The sequence below is a fragment of the Rhodococcus yunnanensis NBRC 103083 genome (genome assembly GCF_001895005.1).
GTDB classification, from domain to species: Bacteria; Actinomycetota; Actinomycetes; order Mycobacteriales; family Mycobacteriaceae; genus Rhodococcoides; species Rhodococcoides yunnanense.
Map to the genome: position 1 here is coordinate 137518 of NZ_BCXH01000010.1, position 26133 is coordinate 163650.

24 protein-coding genes are annotated in these 26133 nt (G+C 60.4%); 13 read left to right on the top strand and 11 right to left on the bottom strand.

The window, feature by feature from the left end; translation table 11 throughout:
* Positions 1-44: 44 nt before the first annotated feature.
* From RY1_RS17090 to RY1_RS17100, 3 genes are all read left to right on the top strand, one after another.
* A complete protein-coding gene (locus tag RY1_RS17090; RefSeq protein ID WP_245819715.1) occupies positions 45-545 on the top strand; it encodes a GNAT family N-acetyltransferase in 501 nt (166 codons plus the stop codon).
* Between the two features lie 22 nt (positions 546-567).
* The gene (locus RY1_RS17095; protein WP_072805117.1) at positions 568-990 is read left to right on the top strand and encodes a pyridoxamine 5'-phosphate oxidase family protein; all 423 of its coding nucleotides are present in this window, start codon (positions 568-570) and stop codon (positions 988-990) included.
* Between the two features lie 478 nt (positions 991-1468).
* Entirely contained in the window at positions 1469-1834 is a 366-nt protein-coding gene (locus RY1_RS17100; protein ID WP_072805119.1) for a hypothetical protein, read from the top strand.
* Positions 1835-2526: 692 nt separating this feature from the next.
* Here the strand turns inward: RY1_RS17100 and RY1_RS17105 are convergent.
* Positions 2527-3684 carry an FAD-dependent oxidoreductase gene (locus RY1_RS17105; protein WP_072805120.1) on the bottom strand — a complete coding sequence of 386 codons (1158 nt, stop codon included), beginning with the start codon at positions 3682-3684 and terminating at the stop codon, positions 2527-2529.
* Positions 3685-3830: 146 nt separating this feature from the next.
* Between RY1_RS17105 and RY1_RS17110 the strand changes: the two genes are divergently transcribed.
* The gene (locus tag RY1_RS17110; RefSeq protein WP_169914738.1) at positions 3831-4436 is read left to right on the top strand and encodes a TetR/AcrR family transcriptional regulator C-terminal domain-containing protein; all 606 of its coding nucleotides are present in this window, start codon (positions 3831-3833) and stop codon (positions 4434-4436) included.
* 546 nt (positions 4437-4982) lie between these two features.
* Positions 4983-5726 (top strand): DUF5131 family protein, encoded by a 744-nt coding sequence (locus RY1_RS17120; protein ID WP_072805125.1) that lies wholly within the window; start codon positions 4983-4985, stop codon positions 5724-5726.
* Here RY1_RS17120 and RY1_RS17125 read toward each other — a convergent pair whose 3' ends face one another.
* The 3 genes from RY1_RS17125 to RY1_RS17135 all read right to left on the bottom strand — a co-directional run bounded on the left by RY1_RS17125 (position 5727) and on the right by RY1_RS17135 (position 8185).
* The gene (locus tag RY1_RS17125) at positions 5727-6704 is read right to left on the bottom strand and encodes a three-Cys-motif partner protein TcmP (RefSeq protein ID WP_072805248.1); all 978 of its coding nucleotides are present in this window, start codon (positions 6702-6704) and stop codon (positions 5727-5729) included.
* Between the two features lie 132 nt (positions 6705-6836).
* Positions 6837-7244, bottom strand: coding sequence for an Rv1352/Rv1906c domain-containing protein (locus tag RY1_RS29995; protein ID WP_072805127.1), 408 nt, complete (start codon positions 7242-7244; stop codon positions 6837-6839).
* Positions 7245-7321: 77 nt separating this feature from the next.
* Positions 7322-8185, bottom strand: a complete 864-nt coding sequence (locus RY1_RS17135; RefSeq protein ID WP_072805129.1) for a ribonuclease H family protein — start codon at positions 8183-8185, stop codon at positions 7322-7324.
* A gap of 182 nt (positions 8186-8367) precedes the next feature.
* Here RY1_RS17135 and RY1_RS17140 point away from each other — a divergent pair, with 182 nt between their 5' ends.
* The 7 genes from RY1_RS17140 to RY1_RS17170 all read left to right on the top strand — a co-directional run bounded on the left by RY1_RS17140 (position 8368) and on the right by RY1_RS17170 (position 17283).
* Complete coding sequence (locus RY1_RS17140) at positions 8368-10458, top strand: helix-turn-helix transcriptional regulator (protein WP_084727486.1); 2091 nt, start codon at positions 8368-8370, stop codon at positions 10456-10458.
* Positions 10448-12064, top strand: a complete 1617-nt coding sequence (locus RY1_RS17145; protein WP_072805131.1) for a type I restriction-modification system subunit M — start codon at positions 10448-10450, stop codon at positions 12062-12064. Before RY1_RS17140 ends, RY1_RS17145 begins: the two co-directional genes overlap by 11 nt.
* Before the next feature lie 107 nt (positions 12065-12171).
* Positions 12172-13248: a restriction endonuclease subunit S gene (locus tag RY1_RS17150; RefSeq protein ID WP_072805132.1), complete on the top strand. Its 1077-nt coding sequence runs from the start codon at positions 12172-12174 to the stop codon at positions 13246-13248.
* 277 nt (positions 13249-13525) lie between these two features.
* Positions 13526-14326: a hypothetical protein gene (locus RY1_RS17155; protein WP_139279884.1), complete on the top strand. Its 801-nt coding sequence runs from the start codon at positions 13526-13528 to the stop codon at positions 14324-14326.
* Between the two features lie 66 nt (positions 14327-14392).
* Positions 14393-15697, top strand: a complete 1305-nt coding sequence (locus tag RY1_RS17160) for a hypothetical protein (protein ID WP_072805136.1) — start codon at positions 14393-14395, stop codon at positions 15695-15697.
* A gap of 112 nt (positions 15698-15809) precedes the next feature.
* Entirely contained in the window at positions 15810-16241 is a 432-nt protein-coding gene (locus RY1_RS17165; RefSeq protein WP_139279885.1) for a DUF6508 domain-containing protein, read from the top strand.
* Positions 16242-16497: 256 nt separating this feature from the next.
* Entirely contained in the window at positions 16498-17283 is a 786-nt protein-coding gene (locus RY1_RS17170; protein ID WP_139279886.1) for a hypothetical protein, read from the top strand.
* Positions 17284-17497: 214 nt separating this feature from the next.
* Here RY1_RS17170 and RY1_RS17175 read toward each other — a convergent pair whose 3' ends face one another.
* The 7 genes from RY1_RS17175 to RY1_RS17210 all read right to left on the bottom strand — a co-directional run bounded on the left by RY1_RS17175 (position 17498) and on the right by RY1_RS17210 (position 22689).
* Complete coding sequence (locus RY1_RS17175) at positions 17498-18565, bottom strand: LPO_1073/Vpar_1526 family protein (protein ID WP_139279887.1); 1068 nt, start codon at positions 18563-18565, stop codon at positions 17498-17500.
* Positions 18562-18960 carry a hypothetical protein gene (locus RY1_RS17180; protein ID WP_139279888.1) on the bottom strand — a complete coding sequence of 133 codons (399 nt, stop codon included), beginning with the start codon at positions 18958-18960 and terminating at the stop codon, positions 18562-18564. The genes RY1_RS17175 and RY1_RS17180 overlap by 4 nt, the downstream gene beginning before the upstream one ends.
* Before the next feature lie 83 nt (positions 18961-19043).
* Positions 19044-19592 carry a hypothetical protein gene (locus RY1_RS29765; protein WP_139279889.1) on the bottom strand — a complete coding sequence of 183 codons (549 nt, stop codon included), beginning with the start codon at positions 19590-19592 and terminating at the stop codon, positions 19044-19046.
* 55 nt (positions 19593-19647) lie between these two features.
* Entirely contained in the window at positions 19648-20667 is a 1020-nt protein-coding gene (locus RY1_RS17190; protein ID WP_072805146.1) for a Fic family protein, read from the bottom strand.
* 105 nt (positions 20668-20772) lie between these two features.
* Complete coding sequence (locus tag RY1_RS30000; RefSeq protein WP_156376398.1) at positions 20773-20949, bottom strand: hypothetical protein; 177 nt, start codon at positions 20947-20949, stop codon at positions 20773-20775.
* 640 nt (positions 20950-21589) lie between these two features.
* On the bottom strand, positions 21590-22168 hold the full coding sequence (locus RY1_RS17205) for a DUF4352 domain-containing protein (RefSeq protein WP_072805151.1): 579 nt from the start codon (positions 22166-22168) through the stop codon (positions 21590-21592).
* 32 nt (positions 22169-22200) lie between these two features.
* Positions 22201-22689, bottom strand: a complete 489-nt coding sequence (locus RY1_RS17210; protein WP_072805152.1) for a hypothetical protein — start codon at positions 22687-22689, stop codon at positions 22201-22203.
* A 183-nt stretch (positions 22690-22872) separates the two neighbouring features.
* Here RY1_RS17210 and RY1_RS17215 point away from each other — a divergent pair, with 183 nt between their 5' ends.
* A complete protein-coding gene (locus RY1_RS17215) occupies positions 22873-26076 on the top strand; it encodes a type I restriction endonuclease subunit R (protein WP_139279890.1) in 3204 nt (1067 codons plus the stop codon).
* Positions 26077-26133: the final 57 nt, after the last annotated feature.

The window sequence follows — 26133 nt, forward strand, 5'->3', positions numbered from 1 at the left end:
AAACGCACGTGCGTTTGCGGGAGGGGTTCGGGCACACTGCTCGCATGATCGTCCGACGCGAACGCCCCACCGACCGGCCCGTGATTCTCGACGTCATCCGCGCCGCGTTCCGGAAAGACTCCGGTGAGCCCACCGAAGTGGGCCTCACCCAGAAACTGTTCGACGACGGTTACCTGCCCGAGCTTTCGTTGGTCGCCGTGACGGACGGGCAGATCGTCGGATACGTCATCGGGACGGTCGGGTGCATCGGCGACACCGAGGCCATCGGGATCGGGCCGCTGGCGGTTCTGCCCGAGTTCCAGGGCCGAGGCGTCGGGCAGGCGTTGATGTATGCGCTGATCGGGGCTTCGGAAGCACTGCACGAACGGGTGCTCGCTCTGCTCGGCGAGCCCGAGTACTACTCGCGCTTCGGTTTCCGTGCGGGGTCGGAGGTGGGTGTGAAGTCACCTGATTCGGCGTGGGGCGACTACTTCCAGGCACTGCAACTCACCGACGGCCCGGTGAACGGCGAGTTTCAGTACGCGAAACCCTTCGACGAGCTGTAGAAACCGACCTAGGCTTGCACCCATGCCACTGTCGAAATCGGAACGTGAAGAGTTTCTGTCCGAGCCGCACATCGCGGCATTGTCGGTCTTCGCCGGCACTGATCGAGGACCGCTGACGGTACCCATCTGGTACCAGTACACCTCGGGCGGCGAGGCCTGGGTGCTCACCGGCAAGGACTCCAAGAAGGCCGAACTCATAAGGGCTGCAGGTCAATTCAGCCTGATGGTCGAGCGAGTCGAACCCACCATCCGATACGTCGCCATCGACGGTCCCGTGTTGCGTGAAGAGCCGGGTTCACCCGAGAAGTCCCGCGAAATGGCCAGCCGTTACCTCGCGCCCGAGAAGGTCGACGGGTACCTCGAGTTCGAAAAGACCATGGGCCCGCAGGTCTCGTTCTACCTCGACCCGAAGCACTGGCTGTCCGCTGACATGGGCTCGATCTAGTGCGCTCCGCACCCGTGCGCGCGCAGTCGGTCTCCGGGGTCAGTTCTCGGAGCGGATGCGAGCCCGCTACCGGGACCAGGGCTTCTGGGGGTTGGTCGATACCCGCTCGGCACGTGGACGCACGCTGACCGGCAATGTCGACGAGCGAGTGGTCGAGGCCGCACATACGGTCGTCGCCGCCCAAACCGGCACCTCGACGGGCACCCGTTCACGAGTAGTCCGCCGGGTACGCGATCTGCTCGACGAGCAACACGGTCCAGGGGAGTGCAGATGCCCTCGCGGACAACGCTGTACCGGTTGTTGGACACCTTGTCCAAGGGCAGACATACGTTCGGGACGGCCACGACTCGGCGCACGACAGCGCTCAAACCCGACCGCGTCTACACCGCCACGACGGCGGCGAGGCCGGGTGAGCAGGTGCAGATGGATGCGACACCACTCGATGTGATGGCGGTGATGGACGCCGGGGTGATCGGCCGTGCCGATGGTCGATCTCTCCCGCAACGTCGAGATCATCACCGCGCACCGGCGATGGGGCCGGTTGCTCGCCGCTACCTCCGACCACGCGTGGGCGCGCCAACAATTCTGTTGCGCAACAGCGATCGTCACCCGCTGGCACCACCAGGATTGGGGCACCCGCCGGGCTGCCGGGTTCGACCACCTGCACGCGCGGTGGGACCGACGGGCTCTAACATTGTCGGCCTCGGATGCGGCTACGTCACTGCTGGTGACGCCCGAGGCCGTCGTACTCGCCGAGATCCTCTGCGACCTCCGGTGGCGGCGGCATCTCGCCATGGCTCATGACTTCGTTCTGGTGTCGTTCTATCCAAAGACTGGGTTATGAGGCACCGCAACCTATTTCGGGATGTCCGCGACCAGCATTGGAAGCGAGTCGACAGCCGCTACCCCTACAAACGTCGCTTCGCCAACGCCATCCTCCCCGAACCTCATCGTTTCAGATGAGAAAGATCAGTCCGGCCCGCCGCGACTCCCTGGGTGCTTGATAGGACCTGGAGTCTCGATCCGCAACGTGCGTTGACCGCGCCTTAATTAAGCAGCTCGATGTAGAAACGAGCACGTGTGTCCCACGCGTCGAGCAGAAGGACTTGCGGCGTCCACCGCGCGCGATCCCCGCACCTGAACGCGAGGCCTGCAGGCCTCGACTCGAGGCCTATTGGTCGCCGTCAGATACGTCGCGATACCGGTAGATCAATTGCGCTGGAATGGCTTTTGCATGCCGGGTAGGCGACGCCGCGCAAAGGATCCACGGGCGAGCTCGTCCCGCAACAAGCACGCATGGTGAACCAAGCTCAGGTAACGGTTACGAAGCAAGCAATCAGGGTGCCGATTCAGAAAGCAATGGATCGCCGGGCAATTAGGTTCTGGGCGCCCGTCTCACCCGTCCAAAGCCGGGTGAGAAGCGAATCTCTGATAGTGGCGGCACAGCGTGCCCAAGTACAGTGAAAGCCTGGCCGCAGCATCTTTACTTGACGCATCCTGCTCGGCAGCTCAACACGGTGACGAGCACCGCTCCGTTCACCGTAGGCTCGGTTGGCGAGCATCTCGTTTGTTGTTGCTGCTGTTGAGGAGGTGCGCAAGTGCGTGAGGAGCGCCCTTTCCAAAAATGAGTTCCACCGTGTCATGGGCGGCGGTGGCCTCAGCGAGGCTACGTTCGAACATCACCGCCTCATAGGCGGCGAGCGCTGTTTCGGGATCATCGGGTGTTGCGGCGATCGCCTCGGCCAGTTCGGCTCCGTCGAGCATTGCGGTATTTGCACCTTCACCGCCGGGGACTGTCACGTGGGCGGCGTCGCCGAGCAACGTGACGCCGGGAACCCGGCCCCACCGGTGCCGATCGGGCAGTTGGTGGATGCTGCGCAGGACGGGAGCGGTGTCACTGTGGGCGATGAGGGCGGTCAGCTCCGGCGCCCATCCCTCGAACTGCGCGGCGATCGCGATGCGCGCGGTATCGGCGTCTGCGAAGTCGATGCGGTCGAACCATGCGAGCGGTCGTGTCATGACGACGTAGGTATGGATAACGTTGTTCGCCTCGCGGTGGGCGAGGAAACCTCCGCGTGGTTCGAGCGCGTAGAGCGCGCCATTGCCCACCAACGCAGCGGAGGCGGGATGCCTTCGCTCTACGTCGTGCAGATAGACGTCGACGTTGCTCATGCCGGCGTAGGTCGGGGTCTGGTCCGACAGCAACGGTCGTACTTTCGACCAGGTGCCGTCGGCGCCGACCAGCAGATCGGTGGTGGCTGTTGATCCGTCTGCGAAGGCCAACCAGTGCTTGCCGTTACCGAGTGTGCTCGCATTGGTGAGCTTCTTGCCCCACTGCACCGTCGTGTCGGGTAATGACTCGAGCAGGATTCGTCGGATGTCGCCTCGGAGTGCCTCGGGTTTGGCCATCGAGCCGTCGTCGGGAACCTCGCCCAGAATGCGTCCGTGCCGATCGCAGACCCGTTGCGCCGCACCGCCGCGGTGCAGGATCGCGCGGTACTGCTCGTCAAGGCCGGCAAGATGCAGCGCGTGCTGGCCGTTGTGTTCGTGTAGGTCGAGCTGGCCGCCCTGGGTTCGTGACCGGGGTGAGGCGTCCTGGTCGTAGACGGTTACGGGGACGCCGTGCCGGTACAGCACGCGGGCTAGGACCAGCCCGCCGAGGCCGGCACCAATGACGGAGACGTGTGGGGGCATTCGACTATCCTCTCAAACCTTTGGACCATCGGTCCAAGCGTGTGCTTCAGCTTGGACCGGCAGTCCAAAAATGTCAAGATGAAGGCATGACTTCCCAGCCGACGCGTACACCAAGGCGCCTCGATGGCCTATCCCGCCAGCGAATAGTGAGCGCCGCTGTCGAGATCCTCGATGCGGATGGCGAGCACGCGCTCACGATGCGGACGCTCACGGAGCACTTCACGACCGGCCGGGGCGCGATCTATCACCACGTATCCGGGATGGACGACCTGCTCGCCGCGGCCGCCGACGACGTGATCGCGGTCGTGACGACGCCCGCCACCGCGCAGCTCGACCCGGTCGCGTCGCTCCGCCACCTCGCGGTCGGCGTCTACGACGCGGTCGACCGCCATCACTGGGTCGGTACCCAGCTGGCCCGGGATTCGATGCAACCGGCCGTACTGAGGATCTGGAAAGGCGTCGCGGTGGCGCTTCGCGAGATCGGGCTCACCGGATCATCGGCCGCCAATGCCGGCTCGGCGCTGTCGAGCTTCCTGTTCGGTTCCACGGCACACATCGCTAGCCGCTCCCGGCGTTCACACGATCCTGAGAGCCGGCGCGCGTTCCTCGATGCTCTAGCGTCCTATTGGACGGCCGACGACCCCGAGCCCACCACCATCGAGGCGGCCGCACACCTCCGAGACCACGACGACAGGGAACAGTTCGTCGCGGGATTGGACATCGTTCTCCGCGGGATCACTGCGGCGCCATAAAGCTTCAGAAATCCCTTCCACTGCGAATTTGGTCGCCGCGTACGCGCCCAAGCCAGGCGCTGGTGGCGCGATACCGGCGAGTGAGGAGATCTGCACGAGGTGTCCATGCGTCCGCAGGCGGAAATCCGCCAGATCCGATGAGAACGAATCGATTGACGTTACATCTGAGACATGGGGCGCACCGCTGGTCAGCCTGACAAGCGCCGCCACATGGGATGAGAACCCACATCCAGTGCTACTTTGCGCGCACGGGTGGCGGAGCCGTTCTGCGGTCACGCCTGTCCTTGTGATCGACGAGCGTCCGACCTCCACCCATCGAGGCCGTACCGCACAGCGGACAGATCACATACCAATCCTCGAAGCCGTCGATGAACTTCATCGTTCCTTGTTGCCCGACGGCTGGACATTGCGTCATGCTTTCCCCCTTTGATTCGACTTCTGCAAGTGGCGTGTAAGAAGAGAACCGGACTCACGTGCCGCACTGGCAACACTCACCGGCACGTGGTTCAATTGAGTGAATCGAACATACGTTCGTCAGGGGGTGACGTGGCCGACAAGTCGTCGATCGAATGGACCGAAGCGACGTGGAATCCGGTCACGGGATGTGACCGCGTTTCCGCAGGCTGCGACCATTGCTACGCGCTGACACTGTCCAAGCGACTGAAGGCTATGGGCGCAGAGAAGTATCAGAACGACGGTGACCCACGCACATCTGGACCAGGGTTCGGGGTGACCACCCACGAATCAGCGCTCGACCAACCTCGCCGATGGCGTGCGCCTCGGGTGGTCTTCGTCAATTCCATGAGTGACCTCTTCCACGCCAAGGTTCCAATTGCGTTCGTGCGGGACGTCTTCGACGTGATGCGTGAGACTCCTCAACACACTTATCAGATCCTCACCAAGCGATCACTCCGGTTATCGCGCATGGCTGAGAAGTTGGAGTGGCCGTCGAACGTTTGGATGGGGGTGTCGGTCGAGGACTCGTCCGTGCTCGATCGTGTCGATCACCTGCGGTCCGTCCCCGCGGCGGTTCGCTTCCTTTCGTGCGAACCACTCATCGGTCCACTCGGCGGAATCGACCTGCGCGGTATCGGCTGGGTCATCGCGGGTGGAGAGTCCGGCCCCAATTACCGTGTGATGGATATCAATTGGGTTCGGGTCCTGCGTGACGACTGCCGCGAGGCCGATGTCCCATTCTTCTTCAAACAGTGGGGTGGACGGACTCCGAAGCAACTCGGCCGTCAGCTCGATGGCCGCCTGTGGGACGAAATGCCTCGACTGGCAATGTAGTCACCACCATGGTCGCGACGACGGCTCCCAGTGGGGTTCGGGTCGCCACAACGTCTCGCCACTGACCTCGGGATCCGGGATTTCGACATCGAGAAAGCTCAGCTGCCCCGACTCGATGCGCGTCTCCTCTGCTGCCAGCTGGCGCGCCTGTTTCATCATCCCCGGCTCACGCTGTGCGGCTTTGTTGTACAAATAGCTCATGATGTTGTCGCCAGCGATGTGATCAGTCGCGAAGACCATGTAGTACAACTCGGTCTCGTTCTGCATCGTCATCGGAATGGAATGTGTGACAGCGTAGCCGAGGTCCTCAGAGAGCTGCTTGCGAATGAGATTGACCATTTCGCGGCGATACTCAGAACCCGAAATAGTCTTTCTGTCTCGTGCTCGCTGGATCCGCAGCCAGTCCTCTGTCCCGTACGACATAGACACGCGCTCACGGAAGCGAACATGACCGCTACCGGTTGCACCCTTGATGACCATGGCTGGCGAGACAAGCATCCAGATCTCAGCCTTGGTTCTCGAGGTCGTCGGTTTGAACCGCGACACCTTTTCGATTGTGCTCCAGTGAATCTCGGCAGCCTGCTGGTCTGCAAACACGAACGTAGGCGCCCACGACACAGGCTTCAGCCTACGAAGCACCGAGTCGATCGTCGAATTGCAGTCGCCGGGGACCACATCGAATGTCTTGTGCGGGTATGTTCTTCTGAGGTTGTCTTCCAGAGCACCTGCGTTTTTCGGGAGTTCACAGAACGCATGATGCGTGAAGCCCGGATCGGACTCGAGTGCGCGACGAGGTGACCCCGCGAGCTGCTTACCGGTGTACCGCTCGACGTTCGCAGCCTGGCCTGCCATCAGATCGATATAGAGCCTCTCGTCCGATCGCTTCGCGGCTTTGTTGAAGGCCGGCAGATAGTCGCTCAGTATCTGCAGCTTGTTGACTGTCCAATACGACCACTCCCGTGGCGTTCTTTCCGACACCTGATCCACCCCTAATCAGTCGAAATTCATTCCCCCGCCGGACACTAGTTGTAGCCTCCGACAAACTTCGCAACTCAGTCCCGGCACAGCCTCGGCAGAGCGCCAACGTTGCAGGCGCTCTGCCGGTTCCGACTAGACCCCAGCGGATCCGGTCCACGGCAGCGGTGCCGGAGCGGGAAGCGGCGCGGGGACAGGTGCCGGAGCGGGCGCCGGAGCCTTCAGCGTCCATGTCCCGCAGTAATCGGAGACGAAGGCGACGTCGCTGGCCTTGATGGTCACCACAGCCTGACCGGACTCGGGGCTGACGAAGTCGTTGGCGATGATCGAGTCGAAATCACCGTCGAAACTCGATGCACGCTCCCAGTAGCAGCCGTACTCGTCCGTGGATCCAGCGGAGACGTAGGTGCCGGGGGCGATGTCGCTGCCGACAGCCCATGTGCCGTTGCCGAACGATGTTGCGGGAGCGGCGGACGCGATACCCGTACCGGCGAAAGCCGTGCCGGCCAGAACTGCAGCAGCGATGAGGGACTTCTTGAACATGGTGGAGCCTTTCGAGTGAAGTGAACGGTTCCGATCGAGTCTGATCGTGAGCCGGTACAGCAGGAAGAAACTGCTTCCTATGCGGATAGGGCAAGAGCGCTGCTCTGCCCCATGATGTTTCGGTTGATCTGATCCTTGACGCTGGAACTGACGCCCGCTTCCTCGTTGCGACGCGCTGCCACTGCGAGGCGATCGGCAAGCTCGTTCAGTTCGTGGCCGGCGTGCCCGCGAACCCAGCTGTATCGGATGTCGCGGCCTGCCGCGCGGCGGTGAACTACATCGACGATTTCGACGACGTCACCGCGCCGCGTGTCGAGCAACCTCGCCCGCGACTTCCCCAGGCACGCCAGTGCTGGCTTGCTGTCGGTCAGAATGTGGAGACGACGGTCGGGGAATGTCTTGATCGCCAGGGCGATCGCGAGAAGCTCGCCGACGAGGACGGTTTCGACGTCGGGATATGCCTTACTGGCAAACGCGCCTTCTGCGCTGACGCACCCCACTCCGACACCGCTCCTGCGTGTCGCCTTGGATGCGTCGGTTGCCACGGTCAACTCGGGGAGTGCCTCCCGTCTGGCCAGTTCTTCGGTCCACGCCCGGCGGTGAGCGAAGCGGGTGTAGTCGTCCAGGGCCTCGAGTGCCGTCCCGACCAGGTCGAGCAGCGGACCTCGTGCGACTGCAGCGACGCCGAGTCCGGGAAACGATTCCGCAACTGCCGCGATTTCACGCCGGAACGTGGTGTCCGCGATGTACAGGACACTCGGCTGATCGACGACGAGCAAAAAGTGCTCGAAGGCGTCCAGTGCGGCAGCATATTTCCCGTCACCGACCCGACTCGTGAAAACCTTTGCTTGCGTTCCGCTTTCGCAGGCCCACGCCAGGGCTACTTCCAAGTCGGCATCGGGCCCGACGTCGTTCCTACGAATATGAAGAGCTGCGAGCACTGTGGCCTCCTCGGTTGGCTGTGGAATGAACAAAGCATCAGCCAGAGCGGTAGAGATTGGAAGTGATCAGTTGATAACCCGAGTTATCACCTCTTTGGTGCCAATGAAGCATTCCATGCGGTAGTTTTCAAGGGCTGGACCGACGCGTCCGAAGGACAACACTACCGAGGAGGTGCGACATCGTGGTTCAGCGAGTCAACACTCTTCTCACGATGTCCGACATCGCCGCCTTGGCCCAGGTCCAGCGCCCGGTAGTGACAATGTGGACACGCCGCTACACCGGCAGTGACCGCCCCTTTCCTGCCCCCTCCCAGATACGTGGCCGGCAACGCCACTACGACGGTGACGAGGTGGTCCGCTGGATCGAGAGCAGAAACCTCGGCAACAACGACGCGCTCGACGAGAGCCTTGCCCTGCATGCGGCCCTGAACACGGGCGACGAGTTCGACGAAGACATCGTGTTCGACGGCATCACCGCACTCCTCTGCTTGAAGTGGTATCTCGGCGGTCAGCTGAGCGAGTATTCATCCGCCGAGCTCCTCGACGAGGCCGACGAAACCGATCCCGACGACGAGTTTCTCTACTCGGAGATCGAGACGCTCGGAGACGGCCTCACTAAGTTTGCCGAGTACACCGATCTCCTGGCAGATTCCGCATACGAACCGAAGTTCGCGTTCGAATCACTTGTGGCTCAACGGAACCGCTCGACGATCAGTAGCGATTCCGGTGGCCGAGTCTCCCCGCAGTGCCTGACGCTGTGCGCCGCGATCACCGCGGCGCTCACCGACCCCGACCACCACGTCTACGTCGACCCCACCGCCGGCACCAGCGATTTGCTGGTCGCTGTCCGCGCCGGCCTTCCCGAGTACTCGGAACCGACGTCCATGTGCAATGAAACCGGTTCACGTACCTCACGTTTGGCGCGTCGGCGTCTCGCCGTCCACGGTTGGGCGCGCGCGAGTCCGCCACGCGGCGGCTTCGGAACCGGCTTCGAGTTGTCGGGTCCGTCGGCGTTCGTCATCCAATACCCGTCGGCATCATCGCTCGGTCACACCGATGCACAGATACTGTCCGAGATCGACGACATTGCCGTCCAGATGTCCGACGACCATGTCGCCGTTGTATTGGCCCCTGCCTCGGCACTGCTCGATGCGCAGCCGGACCCTGAGGCCGCACGCCTACGCTCGGACATCCTGCGGTCCGATCGCGTGCGCGCTGCGATTCGGCTGCCGGAAGGCCTCATGCCGGCCAGCCCTGGAACATCGCTGGCACTCTGGGTCCTGGGCCCCGCGTCCGAGGCAGTGCGGCCGGCCGATCGGTGGTCGGTGATCGTGGATGTCGGATCACGCGAACTCGATGACGCGACTACCGACGGATTGGTCTCCGATGTCGTTGCTGCGATGGGTGATTGGAACAGCATTCGTGCTCACGCTTTCCAGTTCGGCGTTCTCACCAAGACGTCGGTGCTGTTGGCGGAGGACAAGCGCGGACTCACTCCAACACGGATCAAGCGGCCTCGTGTTCGACGTATCGGTGCCGATCTCGCTGCCGAGATCCTCACGCGCTCGGATGCAATTCAACACACTCAGCTCGAATTGCGCCGCGACGTCCGTCTACCGGTCGAGTATCGAGCCGCAGACGGCTCTTTGCTGCCCACCCTCGGTCAACTCGCTGCGTCCGGTGAGCTGAAAGTGCTGGGTGGTCACAGGATCGAGCCCGGACACATTCTCGCCGGGGGAGCAGTCCGTGTGATCGGACTCGAAGAAGTGCTCGGTCAGATTGGGATCGGACAACGTGGAGTCGATCGCTTGCTGTTCACCGCGGCGTATCCCAGCGCCCGCTACACCGAACCCGGCGACATCGTGTTCACCTCGGGCGCGCGCTTCGGTGCGGTCGTCGATCACGACGGTTCCTCGGTCGCCGTCTTTCCAGCGCGAATCATCAGGATCGCCGACGCGACCTCCTCGGGCCTGATTCCCGACGTCATCGCAGGTCACCTGAATGCATCCGGCCTCGGCTCACGCCCACCGCGTGCCATCAGATCCAGCGCCACATGGAAACGCTGGGAAGTACCTCGCGTTCCACCAGAGACAGCTGCGGCGACGATCGATGCCGTCGATTCGTTGCGACGACATCGTGCGACCGCCGCGCAATTACTGGCCGAAATCGAACAATTAACAAGCACTCTCGTCGACGGATTGGCGCACGGCGTGCTCACCGTCAGCGATGGTTCACGGGCTCCACAAGAAAGGTCTGCACAGAATGCCTCCTAGGAAACGGGCGGTGACGGTCACCACGCCGTCGACCATGAAGGAACTGAAGGACACACTCTGGAAGGCTGCGGACAAACTCCGCGGTTCGATGGACGCGTCGCAGTACAAGGACGTCATCCTCGGGTTGGTGTTCCTCAAATACGTGTCCGACGCCTTCGACGAGCGTCGTGAGCGGATCCGTGCGGAGCTCGTTGCCGACGGGATGACCGAGGACCAGATCGGCGACCTGATCGACGACGAAGACGAGTACCTCGGCAACAGCGTCTTCTGGGTTCCCGAGACGGCCCGCTGGAAGTACCTCGCGGAGAACGCGAAAGGCATTCAGGAGGTTGTGGGTACGGCCGGAAAGTCGACCGGCGAGTTGATCAATGCGGCAATGGTGTCGATCATGGCCTCCAACTCGACGCTGACCGGAACGCTGCCCGTTGTGTTCAACGACGACAGTATCGATCAACGCAGGCTCGGCGAGCTGATCGACTTGCTCACCGATACCCGCTTCACCGGGCATGGATCGACGAAGGCCCGAGACCTCCTTGGCGAGGTGTACGAATATTTCCTCGAAAAGTTTGCTCGCGCAGAGGGCAAGCGCGGCGGCGAGTTCTACACGCCCGCAAGCGTTGTCCGCGTGCTGGTCGAGGTACTCGAACCATACAGCGGCCGAGTCTACGACCCATGCTGTGGTTCGGGTGGAATGTTCGTTCAGACCGAAAAGTTCATCGAGAACCACGGTGGGAACACCGCTGACGCTGCGGTCTATGGCCAGGAAGCTAACCAGCGCACGTGGCAGATGGCGAAGATGAACCTCGCGATCCACGGTGTCACCGGCAACCTCGGGGATCGGTGGGAAGACACCTTCGCTCACGACAAGCACCCAGACCTGAAGGCGGACTTCGTCCTTGCGAACCCGCCGTTCAACATCAAGGACTGGTCGCGGCGTGAGGACGACAAGCGGTGGAAGTTCGGCGTACCGCCTGCCGGCAATGCGAACTATGCGTGGATCCAGCACATCATCTCGAAGCTCGCCGAGCGCGGTAGTGCGGGTGTAGTTATGGCGAACGGTTCCATGTCCTCCAACTCCGGCGGCGAGGGCGACATCCGTGCTCAGTTGGTCGAGGCAGACCTGGTGTCCTGCATGATCGCACTGCCGACCCAGCTATTCCGCAGCACCGGAATCCCGGTCTGTGTCTGGTTCTTTGCGAAAGATAAGACCGCCGGGCCCAAGGGGTCGATCGACCGACAGGGTCAGGTGCTGTTCATCGACGCCCGAAATATGGGCTACATGGTCGACCGGGCTGAGCGGGCATTGAGTGATGAGGATATAGCGAAGATTGGCAGAATCTTTCACGCCTGGAGGGGTACAAAATCGGCAACGGATACGGACTATTCGGATGAACCGGGCCTTTGCTACTCGGCCAGCCTAGATGAAATCAAAGCGGCGAGCTATGTTTTGAGCCCTGGTCGCTTTGTGCAGTCCGTCGAGGTCGAGGATGATGGGATTCCAATAAGCGACAAGATCGATCAGATCACCTCAGTATTGTATCGGCAGTTCGAAGAGTCTGACCGCCTACAAGCAGTTATTCGCGAGCAGATGGCCCGCGTACGATGACTTCTCGCAAGACACTTGGCGATGTTTGTTCAGCAATCGTTGACTGCGAGCACAAATCAGCACCGATCGATCCGATCGGAGACTATTATGCTGTAGGCACACCGGCAATGCGAACCGGATACATAGACTACAAGGGTGCGCGCAGGATATCAGCGGCGACGTTCGAGCAGTGGACCCGACGACTAAGGCCAGAATATGGCGACCTGCTGCTCGCACGCGAAGCACCTGTCGGACCAATCATTCAGATTCCAATGAGTGAGAACATTGCGCCGGGTCAGAGAACCGTCCTTTTACGACCTGATCGCGGTCAAATTACATCTACGTACCTTTACTATCTCCTTCGGTCTCCTGATCAACAAACGCGACTGCTACAAAAGTCAGGCGGGTCCACAGTTGCCCATTTGAACGTCGCAGATGTCAGAGGATTTGGGCTTCCTACAATCCCTGACCTTGCTACCCAAGAGAGAATTTGCAGCGTTCTAAGGGCAATCGACCAAAAAATTGCATGCAACTCTGAAATCATCGCGAACTCAGACATGTTGTCTGCGCTTGCATTTAGATCAATGTCCGAACTTTCCCAACATCGTCCGTTGTCGTCAATGGCAGAATTCATTAACGGAAAAGCCTTTACAAGGAATGCAAGCGGCACGGGCCGAGTGGTGGTTCGAATCGCAGAACTCAACTCGGGAATCGGGCCTTCAACAATTATGAGTGATGCACTCGTTCCGCCACAGCATCTCGCAACAAAAGGGGACATTCTATTTGCTTGGTCAGGTTCCCTCACCCTCCATCGATGGTATCGCGACGATGCAATAATAAATCAACACATATTTAAGGTGTTACCTATAGGCGACACTCCAAATTGGCTTATTTTCCAACTCATCAATAACAAGTTAAGACAATTCCAGGATATTGCAGCAGACAAGGCCACTACGATGGGCCATATCCAGCGCAAACACCTTGACGACCCTGTGCCGGTACCGAGATCGACGGATATCGACCGATGGGATCCACTTCTGTCCGCACTGTGGAGCAGGTCGTTGCTTGCGGAGGTCGAATCGGAGCATCTGTCGAAGCTCCGGGATCTATTGCTCCCGCAACTAGTCGCTGGGAGACTTACAGTAGGAAATGCGGAGGAGCATGTTGGCGATCTGCCCACTAATGTAAGGAAAACTGGTGCCTGAACTTGGCCTCGACGACCGCACCAGCCGACTTATCGCAGGTAGACGAACCTGGAATGAACTCTCTCTTGTACTGAAGCCATACTCGAGAACGCTGACCGCCGCCATCGCCTACATTGGTTCACAAGCAGCGCAGCATCTTCCGCTGTTGGCAGGCTCGTCGATCATGGTCGATGCCTCTGATCGGATGGTTCGTTCCGGGTCCACCGATCCCCGGGTACTGCTTGCGTGGGTCAAGAGCGGCGTCACGGTCTACTCACTCGCCAACCTTCACGCGAAGATGATTCTCGCTGACAGTGCCTCCGCCGACGATCCGTCGTTTCTCGCAGTCGGCTCAGCCAACGCTTCTGGCGCCTCGGCGAGCCGCTTGTACGAGTCGATCATGCTGACGGACAACGACGAAACGATAGAGGAGGCGCGGGCAGCTCTCATCGATTGGAAAACCCGTGCGGGCAGCCCACTGACCATCAAACAGCTGGAAGAGCTCATCAAGCAGTACAAGGCCGACGACAACAGTAACGAGGAACCCGAAGGTGACCCAGAGGCAGACGATGACGACGACCCCGAAGAGACCGAAACACCCTGGTCGCGAGCAACGTCGCTGTATATAGCTCCGATCGGCCTAGCCGGTGACCCGTCCGAGGAAGCATTGCACAAGCAAGAAGAACTGGCCGAGCAGTACGACTGCGCGGAGGAGGAAGATCAGTACTGGTTCGATATCAAGATGTTCTGGTGGGATCAGGACACTGATCCCACCAGCGCGAGCGAAGGGACCTACCCGGAGGGGTCCCACGTGATCGTGATCAACGGAACAAGAAACGGCCAGATGCGCGCGACCTCCAAATTGACCGAGCCTGGGCGAGTTGTTCATAGCTTCACCGAAGACCTCGGGCGACTCACACGGACGTACTACTATATCCACACGAAACTTTCCGATGAAGAGCACACACTTGCCGACCTCAAGGCTGCGCTTGCTTCGGTGAACGACCAGGTCGACTACGACAGGCAATACCTACGGCGCCGCCAGATCGACGCGATGCTCGATCTGTGGACAGATATCGAGTACAGCGAGGACCATTGAGCGACAGCAAAACCGAAGCCCGGAAACGATCTCCCGGCTTCACTACATCCTGATGCCTTGCTTGGAATGAGGAGGAAGAGAGCGATCCTCCGCACTGACGACAGCTGGGAGAAGTACGGCTTCACCGACGACGACCGGATTGCGTGGTTGCGTGGCGGCCTCACAAACGACGAGGCCCACTTCGCCGCAATGTGCCGGGGAGCGGTGTCCGTACCCGGCATCCGATTCACGCCCGAAAAACTGAAGTGGCTCATCGGCGACAGCACTGTCCTCGACCGTCTTCGTCGAGGCAAGAACATCATTCGCATCCAATTGGCATTCGCCGCTCACCGTGGCATCGAGCATACCGTCGACACCCGCCTCATCCGTGCCCTGGAATTGAAGACTGGCAAAGCGACTGAACTGCCGGATCTCGCGCACCTCGGGCCTCTGGCATTGACCGCCCGTGGACTACCAAGGGTCATCGACGGGCTGGCGATCCGCGCCGAGCACGTGGTCGACATACTCGGGCCTGTTATCGACCTGAGGCTGGAAGCCGATGTCTTCCGCACTACTGGGCTCGTGCGGCCACTGCTCACCCAGGCTGCCAAGGCACATGGAATCTACTCACGCGGCTCTGCGCTGGATGACTTCATTGCTGGCTTGGCGCTCGGAATCGGAGAGGTGCGCGGTTGTGTCGAAGCCGCTCACATCATTCGGAAAGTTGCGAGAACCAGGCGTTTCTACAGCATGCCGTCGGAGACCGCGAGCCTGCTCGGAGCCGCCTCGGAAAACGACATGCACGGCGCACCCGTTGCAGTCGCGGATCTCCCGTCCCATGACGGGGTGGCGCTCGTCTGGAACGACGAGGACAAACCAGAGTTTCTATTGAGTTGGACCAGCCACGGAGACAATATCGACATAGCACTGACCTCTGCGCGGTATCTCGCTCAGAAGGTCCTGGACGGCAAGAAAGCCAATGCGATCAAGTCCGCAACGGCGACGCTGCACCTCAGCGCAGATCACAGCGATCGCCCGCCCGTTGTCACGAAGACCAACGGCTCAGAGTCATCGGTCGTTCCGCTGTTCCTCGCCTTCGTCCACCTTTTTCGCGAACAACAGATGATCGAAAGAAGCGCGGTCGTTGCGGAACCGTCGACTGCGCCGCCGGAGCCAATCCATGGCGCTCAGTCTCGCGATGAGGTTCAAGTACTGACGATCTCGCCACGAGCTGGCCTCTCGGAAACGAACGCCGGGCAACGCGTGCTCGATCACCGATGGTTGGTTCGAGGCCATTGGCGCCGGAAGTGGTTCCCATCGCTGGGTGTCCACAAGCTCATCTGGATTGCCGAGCATCCCAGCGGACCGAGCGATCGACCTCTGGTCGCTTGAGACCGAGTTCTTGTAGTAAAACCGCGTACACGTTCACCGAGCAAGTGACTGTCAAGTCAATTCCGCTGATCAGCAATGTATCTCACCGCAAGCAATGAACGGAAGGCAGGGAATGACTGAAGACAATCCCTTGGCTGAGCTCTCGGAAGAGGACAGGTCCGCCCTGCGCAGTCTTGCAGACCGACTCGACGCCAACCCCGACGCGATTGGATCGTGGGTACTGCCGGAGCCGCTTGCGGACGGCAGTACCCACGTCGGCTACGTGGACTACGGATCTCTTGTTCAGGAGTTTCTCGAGTTCATGTACGCCAAGAACCTCGTCATCCAGTTCGACTGGCCCCGTTGGCGCGGGAAAGAAGTTGTTCAGGAGGGCAACGTCCGAGAGATCAACACGGCGACACCAGACGATGCTCTGAAATATCTCACGGTCATGATCCGAGCGGATCGCTTCAGCGAGGGCGCTTTACTGGACGCATTCGAGAACGGTCTCGTCTCCTGCGCTCTCCATCGAGTTCTCGGTCATCCGGCCGCAAGCCAGAGATAGCATCGAAACCGATCGACGACGACCGCAGTCAAGTACTCACCCGAGCTTCGTACCCTTGCGCCGCCTGACCAGGCACAACTCCGCTCTGTTGGTTGTGCAGACATATGCCGATTGCCGCCAATATGCTGTCCGAGTGGCCAACCTCCCGCCCGTGCAGACCATCGAATCCTTCGTTCTCCGCGCGCGACGCATATGCGCACACTCCCTAATGCAGGGCGAGAATCGAGCGCTGTTGCACACTCGATACAAGGGCGACATGACCATCGAGATAACCAAGACCCACAAAACGGGAGCAGTTTCTTACGAGATGGTTCGGCGCTACCCCGATGAGGAAACGATGGAATCGCTGGCTGCCCGCGTTCGACCGCTCATGCTCGGCAGTGAAACGATTGCCTTCAAGAAGGTCATCGACGCTTTGAGAACTATCATCAAGACAACGAAACTCCCCGATGAGTTCGAACCGTTGACCACCTGGCTGGGCGAGTGGAACCAACTGGTGCTGCGCGGAACTGACAATGCGCAAGCTCTCGCGATTCAGACCGACGAAGGCATGGTCACCGACCGGGACCTCATGTACTCATGGCTGTACGGAGACGTGGTGCATTCGAACGCACAAGAAGACGTCAAAGGCGCAACCTACGAACAGCGATATTTCGGCGCAGTCGATGTGCTGGCGCGAATCGTCGACTTCGTTGAAAGCGCACTCTATCTCGTGCATAAGTTGTACGAAGAAGGTTTCGTGAAGATGGACGCCCGAGTCTTCGAGGAAGGGGTGACAGTTCGCGACACCACCAAGCGCCTGCCAGTCGTCGGGGCGTATGCCCGCGAAGTAACGGATGAGGGCCCGCCCGACTTCGAAAGTATCGATTTAACTCAGTGGGAGAACGGGTTTGAGTTAATGGAGGAAGTGTTACAGCACGATGTTTGTACGCGATGGAGTATGCGTGCCGCTGGTTCTCAAATCGCACCGCCGGCCACTGCCCTTATGCGGCAGCTGTGGGACTCAATTGCGTCGCAAATGGAACCAGCCATTGGCCAGTAGTCGACTTAGCAAGCGCGCGGTTGCCTGCGACGGCGTCAACGTGATCTCCTAGCCACATCGGCTTTCTGTTCACCGGGCGGCACGGTCGGCCTGATCGCAAGCCCCAACGTAGCTTGCTCTCCATGCCACAGACTCAGCCAAAGATGGTTGTAACGTCTTGAGCGTGTCGGTTGTCTTTTACAGCGCAGCGCAGCGCACCTGTCAAAGCGACAGGCTATTCGTCGTCGATCCAGTAGTCGAGAGTCGGCATCGGGCTAGTTCGGGCCGCTTGCAACCTGGCATGGCCAATCGCCTTTCCGAGGGGGGTCAAAACGGCCATTCCGAAAGCGGACCCCTCCAGGACCAAGAGTGATGCCATACAAGGCCCAGCCTTCAGCAACTGAACACTCGCTTCCTCATCTGTCATCCGGTGCAAGTCGACGAGCCGCTTCAATTCTGCTGCGACAGCCTGACTCCAAGGCGGGAACGCATCGTCGACACTCCAGTATTCGTAGCCCTTTCGCACCACGAATTTGTCGTCGAAGATAGGGTGTGGTGCGAGAAGGTACTCGGCGCTGAACTCGGTGAGCGGCGGCTTCATCTCATCAAGCATGAAACCACGGGTGAACAGTCCCGGCCAGGATTTGGTGAACGACCCAGCAATTGGCAAGGGGATTGGGACGATCGTCACCAAGCCAAGGGAGCCGAGATGAAGTATCGCGGCGTCTCGGCGCGTCAGGTCGTTGATGAGTTCTGGCAGACCCTCGGACCAGTCTTGGAGCGCGCCTTCGATCGTCGAATACTGTCGAATGCCGGCGTAGCCCTGGATCGCGAAAAGGACTGCAAGAGTGGAGAGATGCGCTTTGGGTAGTCTGGGGACAATCGGTACCGCGTCACTGACCACGCAGGACAGGAACGACTTAGTTGCTGAGTCAGCCGCTGTCACCACAAGGTCGGTGAGCATCTGCGCTGTCGTGACGTCGCCGCCGGCTGCTTGCTGCTGTACAGCGTTCAGGAAGATTGCATTTTTCTCGGGTATGCTGAGTTGGCTAAGCGGAACCTGTCGGTCGTGAAATGACTCGACAAGAAATCCAACCATTTTCTTTTGAGTCTCCTCGCGTTCTCGGATGACGTTGTTGTCGTACTCGTAAATCATGCTGAGGACAGTGGCTTTTATCGTCGCCGGGTCTGCCATCTGCGAGATGCTGACGTTTACGTCACGGCCAGCTTGATTGAGCGTCGCGCCATCCTGACCGCGCATTGCAAGACTGGCGTCACGCTTTCGACTCAGCCAAAATCTCACGATTCCTGCCTGTCTTCGCGCTCGATGGTGAGGTCTCGGCCTGCCTGATATCCCCGGGCTTTACCTGACAGTTCCTGTCGCTGTGAGAAGTGTTCGTTGGATTCTGGTTTCGACTTAGCGACTCCCCAAACCGTGAGAGCCAGGGCGACGATTGCCACTGCAATCGCGACGTAGGTTGACGTTGACCACAGTGGCACGTCGTCGCGTCGAACGATCACGCCCCAGACTGCTGCATCGGCCGCAACGATTGCCAGTCCGATCGTTACGTAGTGTCCGCTTCGCGCCATTCGACAATTATGGCCTTGTGGGCCGACAGGTTCAGCCAAAAGTGGCGACGACTTGCTACCCGGTACGACAAACTGGTGTTGACGTACCAGGCGGGTGCGCTTCCACATTGCGGTTTTCCTATAGTCTCGCCACATCACCTTCTATGAAACACGCCATAGAACAGCGTGGTCCGGCTATCGGGGACCTGCCACTAGTTCAGAGTTGCGCGGCAGAACTCTCGGGTGTTGCCAGCGCCGAGGCAGTTCTGCCAGTCGATCTGTCCCTGAACCCAGGGTGAAGGTGTCTGCACCACCCGGTAATTCGGGTTCGGGACGGTCGCACCGTTCGGGTGCACGCACACATCGGTCTCGCACGTCGGAGTGCTGGCTTCGACTTCGGACTGCAACGCCTGATCGTGGACGGACTGGCAGTATGCCGACCAACCCGTCTCTGATCCATCCGACCAACTCGTCGCGATCGGGCCGAGGCCTCCGCCGTGCTGGCATTCGACAATGTACGGCTCCTCGTACACCGGCGCCGGTTCCACGTATGTCTCGACGGGTTCAACCGTAGTTGTCACCGGTGCCGGCGGCACCGCTGTCGTCGGCAGTATTGACGGCGGAACAGACGTGGTCACTGGCGTCGGCGCCGACACCGACGCAGTGGGCGATGTATCCGCGGAAATGTCCTCGGCGCCTGCACATCCCGACAATACGAACAGCCCAGCGAACACAGCAATGGCGGCGATTGGCAACTTCACGCCGTCTCTACCGTCCGGCGGGCGTCTACCGTTACAGTCCGTGAGCTTCGTTCGCTCACTCTCGCGAATACCGCTGTTGAAGATACGCATCGACTGATTTGCGACTCGAGCGCCATGCCCCGTCCGATCCCTGGTGCGCGTCAAGCCGTCCACGTCGCGCTGCCTGCCTCAGCGCGTTGTAGCTGATCACCGGCGTAGCCAAGGCCTGCAACGGAACAAGACGGGCGGGCCCAGCAAACGACGGCACCACGAACCTGTGCAGATTGTCGATCACCGATCGGGCCAGGAGTTCGGCCAACGGGCCGAACTCGCCCTTGTCGGCGTGGTCCAAGGCGTCGAGATACTTCACTCGGTCGCGCTTGAACACGATCGCAGGCGGGAAGCCGAGGCGAACGAGAATCAGGTTGAGCAGCAACCTCCCCGTTCTGCCGTTGCCATCGAGGAACGGGTGTATCCGCTCAAACTCGCAATGAATCGCAGCTAGTCGAACGGGAATGTCTCGCGGATCCAACCCACCCGAGGCCAACGACGACAACTGAGCTGCAAAGACGTTGACGTCATCGACCCACGTCGACAATCGCTCAGGCACCTCTACCCAGGGAGGAGGCCTCATTCCACCGTCGAACGCACGGATGTCGTGTCGCCGGAAACTGCCGGGGCCCTCATCCCGCGTGGCGTCGGGATGAGGAGCGACATCCCACACCCGCTGCATGACCTGTTGATGCACGGATCGAACCTCGGTGATGGTCACAAGTCCGTCGCCGGTGTAACCGTCCGGTGCAGTGGCCTGGGCATAGACCCACTGCGCGGCTTCGCCGTACCCGAGGACCTCCATGTAGTCCTTCAGATCCTTGGCTCCGACAGCCTTACGTCGATCGAGCAGAGCTTCGACCTCCCGCAGGACAAGAGTGTTGCCTTCGATCGCGGTGGAGTTGTGAGCCTCGAGGTGCCAAATGTCGTCCCAGATGGCAGTCGATTCGGCGGGCAGCGGCATGCCGCCGAAGCGCTGCAGTTCACTCAGCGCCTCGGCAAACTGCTTGTAGATCGACTCGCGACTAGGCCTACCGCGAGGCATTGCGGCCCACCCGCGGAAGTTGTAGCACCTGCATGCCGACTAAATGTACAGAACAACTTCGAAAGTTGATACGCCGGCGAGCTAGCTAAACGAACAGAACAACTTTCAAAGCTTCGCTCGTCTACGTGCGATTCCGAGCTCGAATCCTGCGCGTCGGCTACGTAAGACGTCGAGCTGGCGATCGCGGACAGTGCCTGGTTCCGACGCTTCCAGGTCAGTGATCTTCCGTTCTACCCTGGTCAGTGCAAGTTGGAGATCGGAGATCTGCTTGGTGATCTTCACGATTGGATCCACAGCGACATTCCGCCGAGCCTTCGTCGCTGCACTCTTCGACAACCGCTCCCGCTTGATCCCGTTCACAGTCTTCTTCGCTCTCGCGGCCTCCGAACGATGTTTCTGCTCGACGCCAGAACCACCCGCTGTCGATCTATCCAGCCCGCGCAGCCCGTTTGCGGACATGAACCTGGAGGCGCTCTCGATGATCAGTTCGAGCTTCCGACACCGTTTGCAACGACGCGCCGCCGATTTCGAAGTGCTCTTTCCACCACACCAGGTGCATGGACTCGATTTCAGCCGGGGATCCAGGAATCGGTCGCGAGAAGCCTTAGTGGCCCGTGGACCCGACGCTGACGGGTTCCCGGTATGTAGCTGCGCGCGCCCCATCCTCTCGTCTCCCTATCTTCGATCGGTCGGAACCGGCCCGACAGGACTCATCTCGCGAAATCCATCCAAGTTCACAATGTGCGCAACATATGAGATCTCACCGGTCCGTTTATCCACCAACATCGCCGGATCACCGGGCGGAATTTCCCTGGGCTCACCGTCTACCATCCACTCCTTCATACCTTTGACCATGAGGAAAGACTCGTCGTCCTCGAAACCCCAGTCCGCAATCATGAAAGTTCCACGAGGGATGATCAGATCATCGCAGCGCGACACGAGTCCCACCGGAGAACATGGAATCATGCAGGTCGATTTCGGCCGGAACAGCACCCACCGGCATGTCGAAGACGACCTTCATGCTGACACTGTTGCCAGGGTTGATCTCGTCCCAGATCGCGACGTCGGTATCGAGGCCGATCGCAGCTGAGGTATCCGCGCTGAATTTTCGCCCCTCGGCGTCGTACATCTCCTGAGCGTTTGGGCTGAGGCCCTTCGGCTCGTTCGAGGTATTGAGGACGGAGACGGTGACGACGGTGAACTGCCCCTGAGCCTTCTCGATCAGATACGGGTTGTCGCCGACCTCGTCGAGCCCGGAGACCACATCCGTCACAGTGAATTCGAACTTGCCGTCACGTACGGGCGCACCGAGGCCCGGCAGTGCCGCGGGGACATCGACAGGGGCTTCCTCGGTAACGACCGCACGCGCCGGCTCTTGGGTCCTCGGTTCGTGATCTGCGAGATTCGCAAGAACGCCGAACGCGATCAAAACTGCCGGAATGCCGATCCACGGCCACTTCTTCGACTTCTTTGATTCAGGCGCAACAGGCTTGGTGGTCATGTTCTCTCTCTTTCAGAAGATTGGAATGGGTGTCAGCCGAGTGAAAAGACAAGGCCCGATTGGGCTTCGGACTCGGTGTAAGTGAGCTCGCCGCGATGACTGACTTCCACTTTGTAGAAGGCCTTTCCACGTGGGACGCCCGACACGGTGAAGTCCAACCAGCAGCCGTTCGAGCCGCCGTAACTCGTCGCGATAACACCTTTGGCCAACAACGTGCCGGTTTCGTCGGCCACCGTCACAGCAGTACCTGGGCCGATGTCCTTGTATCCGCCCTTGCCGGCGCACTCGAACCCGTCAGGCAATCCGTAGGTCGTGATGCTGTCCTCGAGCGTGATCGCGCCCAGGACCTCGAACGTCTCGGGTTCGCGGTTCGCCGTGAACGCCATGACGGCGACAACGACGACTGAGGCAATGACCGCCAGCGCCACCGCGCCCACGGCGACGACGATCGTCCGACACGAGGTCGAGGTCGGTCCGGCAGGTGAATCAGGTTGTACTGCTGAGGCGTTCGGTTCGGTCATCCGCTTCTCCTTGCTCTGCAATGGCTGAAAGCTATGCTGCAACCAAGACTCCGCAAGACACATCTGCATCTTGATAACCTCTGTTATCAACGCAACAGACCTGAGTCATGCCGAGGCCCTATAACCTTCGGCTGACGAAGAAGTTTCAGCACCGACCGACCGTTACCGTTTATGTTGGACAACATGGGAGCAGCGATGAACTCGTACGGACCGTCCGAGGACGACTGGGAGCACATGGCTCTGGACAACCTCGGCGAACTCGGGTGGCGTCATGTCGACGGCGCCGGCATCGCACCCGGAACTGGTGAGCGCACCGGGTGGGACGAACTGCTCATCCGCCCGCGTCTGCGCGCTGCTATTGCGAAATTCAACCCGCACTTGCCGTCATCGGCCGTCGAGGACGCCGTATCCATCGTCGCCACCGCCGGATCGACCGACGCGATCTCCGAGAATCAGGTGGTGCACGAGTACCTGACCGAGGGCCTGCGCAAAGTCTCCTACGTCGATGACTCGGGTGCCTCCGTCACTCCGACCATTCGCCTGTCGTCCATGGACCCTGACGAAAACGATTGGCTTGCAGTCAATCAGGTGACTCTCGTCCGCGGAGACTTCAAGCGTCGGTTCGATATCGTGCTGTTCCTCAACGGCATGCCGGTCAGCGTGATCGAACTGAAGAAGGCCGGCAGCGCGAACACGAATCTCAGCCAGGCCCATGCTCAGTTGCGCACGTATGTACGTGAGTTTCCTCTGGCTTTCAGGTTCGCCGTGTTCAGCCTGGTGTCCGACGGCATCGCAACGAGGTACGGAACTCCCTTCACCGCGTTCAATCACTTCTCGCCTTGGAACGTGGACGACGACGGTAAGCCCGTCAGCTACGACAACGCCGACAACACCCCACTCGGAACAGCGTTGTTCGGGCTCTACAACCAGGAACGATTCCTGCAGTTGATGCGTGACTTCACCGCGTTCGACAAGGGTGACACCGGCCTGGTCAAGCGTATTGCGAAGCCACACCAATACTTTGCCGTCAACAAGGCCGTGGGCTCGACCGTCCTTGCCGTCGAAAGCAACGGCAAAGCCGGTGTCGTATGGCACACGCAGGGGTCGGGCAAGTCCATGGAAATGGAGCTGTACACCAACCAGGTGCTTCGGCACCCCAAGCTCGCCAACCCCACCATCGTCGTCATCACAGACCGCAACGAGCTCGACGGCCAGCTGTACGAGACGTTCGCCCGTTCGCGGCTACTCCCAGGGGAGCCCAAGCAAATCCGTAGGCGCGAAGAACTGCGCGCGGAGTTGTCCGGACGCAACACCGGTGGAATCTACTTCACTACCCTCCAGAAGTTCGGAAAGACCAAGGGCGAGCGTGAGTCCGGAGAGAGCCACCCGCTGCTCTCGGCGCGTCGAAACATCATCGTCGTCGTCGACGAGGCGCACCGAAGCCACTACGACAACCTCGATGGATACGCACGACACCTGCGGGATGCGCTTCCTCATGCCACTTTGATCGCATTCACCGGTACGCCGATCTCGTTCGACGACAGAAATACTCAAGACGTCTTCGGCGATTACATCGACATCTACGACCTCACTCGCGCCGTGGAAGACGGTGCGACGGTTCCCGTCTACTTCGAGAGCCGACTGGTCAAGGTCTCCTTCGCCGAAGGCATCAGCGAGTCCGACCTCGACGCATCGGCCGATGAGGCGACCGTCGGTCTGGACGACACCGAGCGCAAGCGCATCGAGGACAGCGTCGCGGTCATCAATGCCGTCTACGGCAACCCTGACCGCTTGAAGAAACTTGCGTCCGATCTCGTCGAGCACTGGGAAGGTCGCCGAAAGGCCATGACTGCGTTCCTCAGCACCGACGAGCACCCGGACACGCCGGGCAAGGCGATGGTCGTCGGCGCGACCCGTGAAATTTGCGCAAACCTGTACTCCCACATCATTGCTCTTCGTCCTGATTGGCATTCCGACGACCTGGCCAAGGGCAAGATCAAGGTCGTCTACTCCGGGGACGCGACCGATGAGGAACCGATCAGTCTCCATGTGCGGCGCGACTCGGCCAACGCAACGGTCAAGAAACGCATCAAGAATCCCGACGACGAACTCGAACTCGTGATCGTCAAGGACATGATGCTCACCGGGTTCGACTCGCCGCCGCTGCACACCATGTACTTGGACCGCCCGCTCAAGGGCGCGCTGCTGATGCAGGCGCTCGCGCGAGTCAACCGCACCTTCCGCGGCAAGCAAGACGGCCTGCTCGTCGCCTATGCTCCCGTCGCCGACAATCTTGCGAAGGCACTGGCGGAATACACTGCGCAGGACCAGAAGTCGAAGCCGATCGGCCGTGACATCTCGGCCGCAATCGATGCGGCGAAGGACTTGGTATCCATCATCGAGGGTCTGCTGCATGGATTCGACTGGCGGGCCGAGCTGAGTGCTGCCAAGACCGGCCGTGCGTACTACGACGCTGCAACTGCGACCGTGAACTACCTCCGTGATCCACGCCTTCCCGAGAATCGGGTAGGCGAGGGGGAGGAAACGCTGGCGGCTCGCTACCGCAAGTTCTCGTCGCAGCTGTCGCGCGTATGGGCAATATGTGGCAGCACAGAGGATCTTCGAGACGTTGCGCCCGTCGCGCGATTCTTCGAGGAAGTACGCGTCTACATGGCCAAGTTCGACGCGGAGGAGCGTCAAAGCCGCGGCGAGGCAGTGCCTGAGGACGTCCAACGTGCATTGCGTCAGTTGATCGCGGCATCCGTCGAATCCGGCGAAGTCCTGGACATCTACGCCGCAGCGGGCATGCCGAAGCCGTCGCTCAGCGACATCAACGTCGACTTCATCAAGAAGGCACAGGAAGCCAAGAATCCGAACCTGGCCATCGAGGCACTGCGGAAGCTCATCAACGACGAGTCCAAGGCCGCTACCAAGCACAACGTCGTCCGTCAGCGCGCGTTCTCCGATCGTCTCTCCGAGCTCATGCTGAAGTACACGAACAGCCAGCTCACCTCGGCCGAGGTCATCGCCGCGTTAGTGGAGATGGCCGAGGAGGTCGCAGCGGAGGCCGATCGCGGCGCCAAATTCACGCCGCCTCTGACGAGCGACGAGCTGTCCTTCTACGACGCCGTTTCGCAGAACCAGTCGGCCGTCGATATCCAGGGCGAAGGCAAGCTCGCCGATATCGCACGTGACCTCGTCGGCGTCATGAAACGAGATGCAAAGACGGACTGGACGATTCGAGCGGACGTCAAGGCAAAACTGCGCTCACAGATCAAAAGGCTCCTCACGCGGCACGGCTACCCGCCGGACAAGCAGCCCGAGGCCATCAAGCTCGTCATCGAGCAGATGGAGTTGATCGCCCCCGTCTTCGTGGCGGGGTCGTGAGCGGTGCGGCGAATCTGAAGATCGCACCGGCAACCGAACGGAGGGGGAGGGATTCGC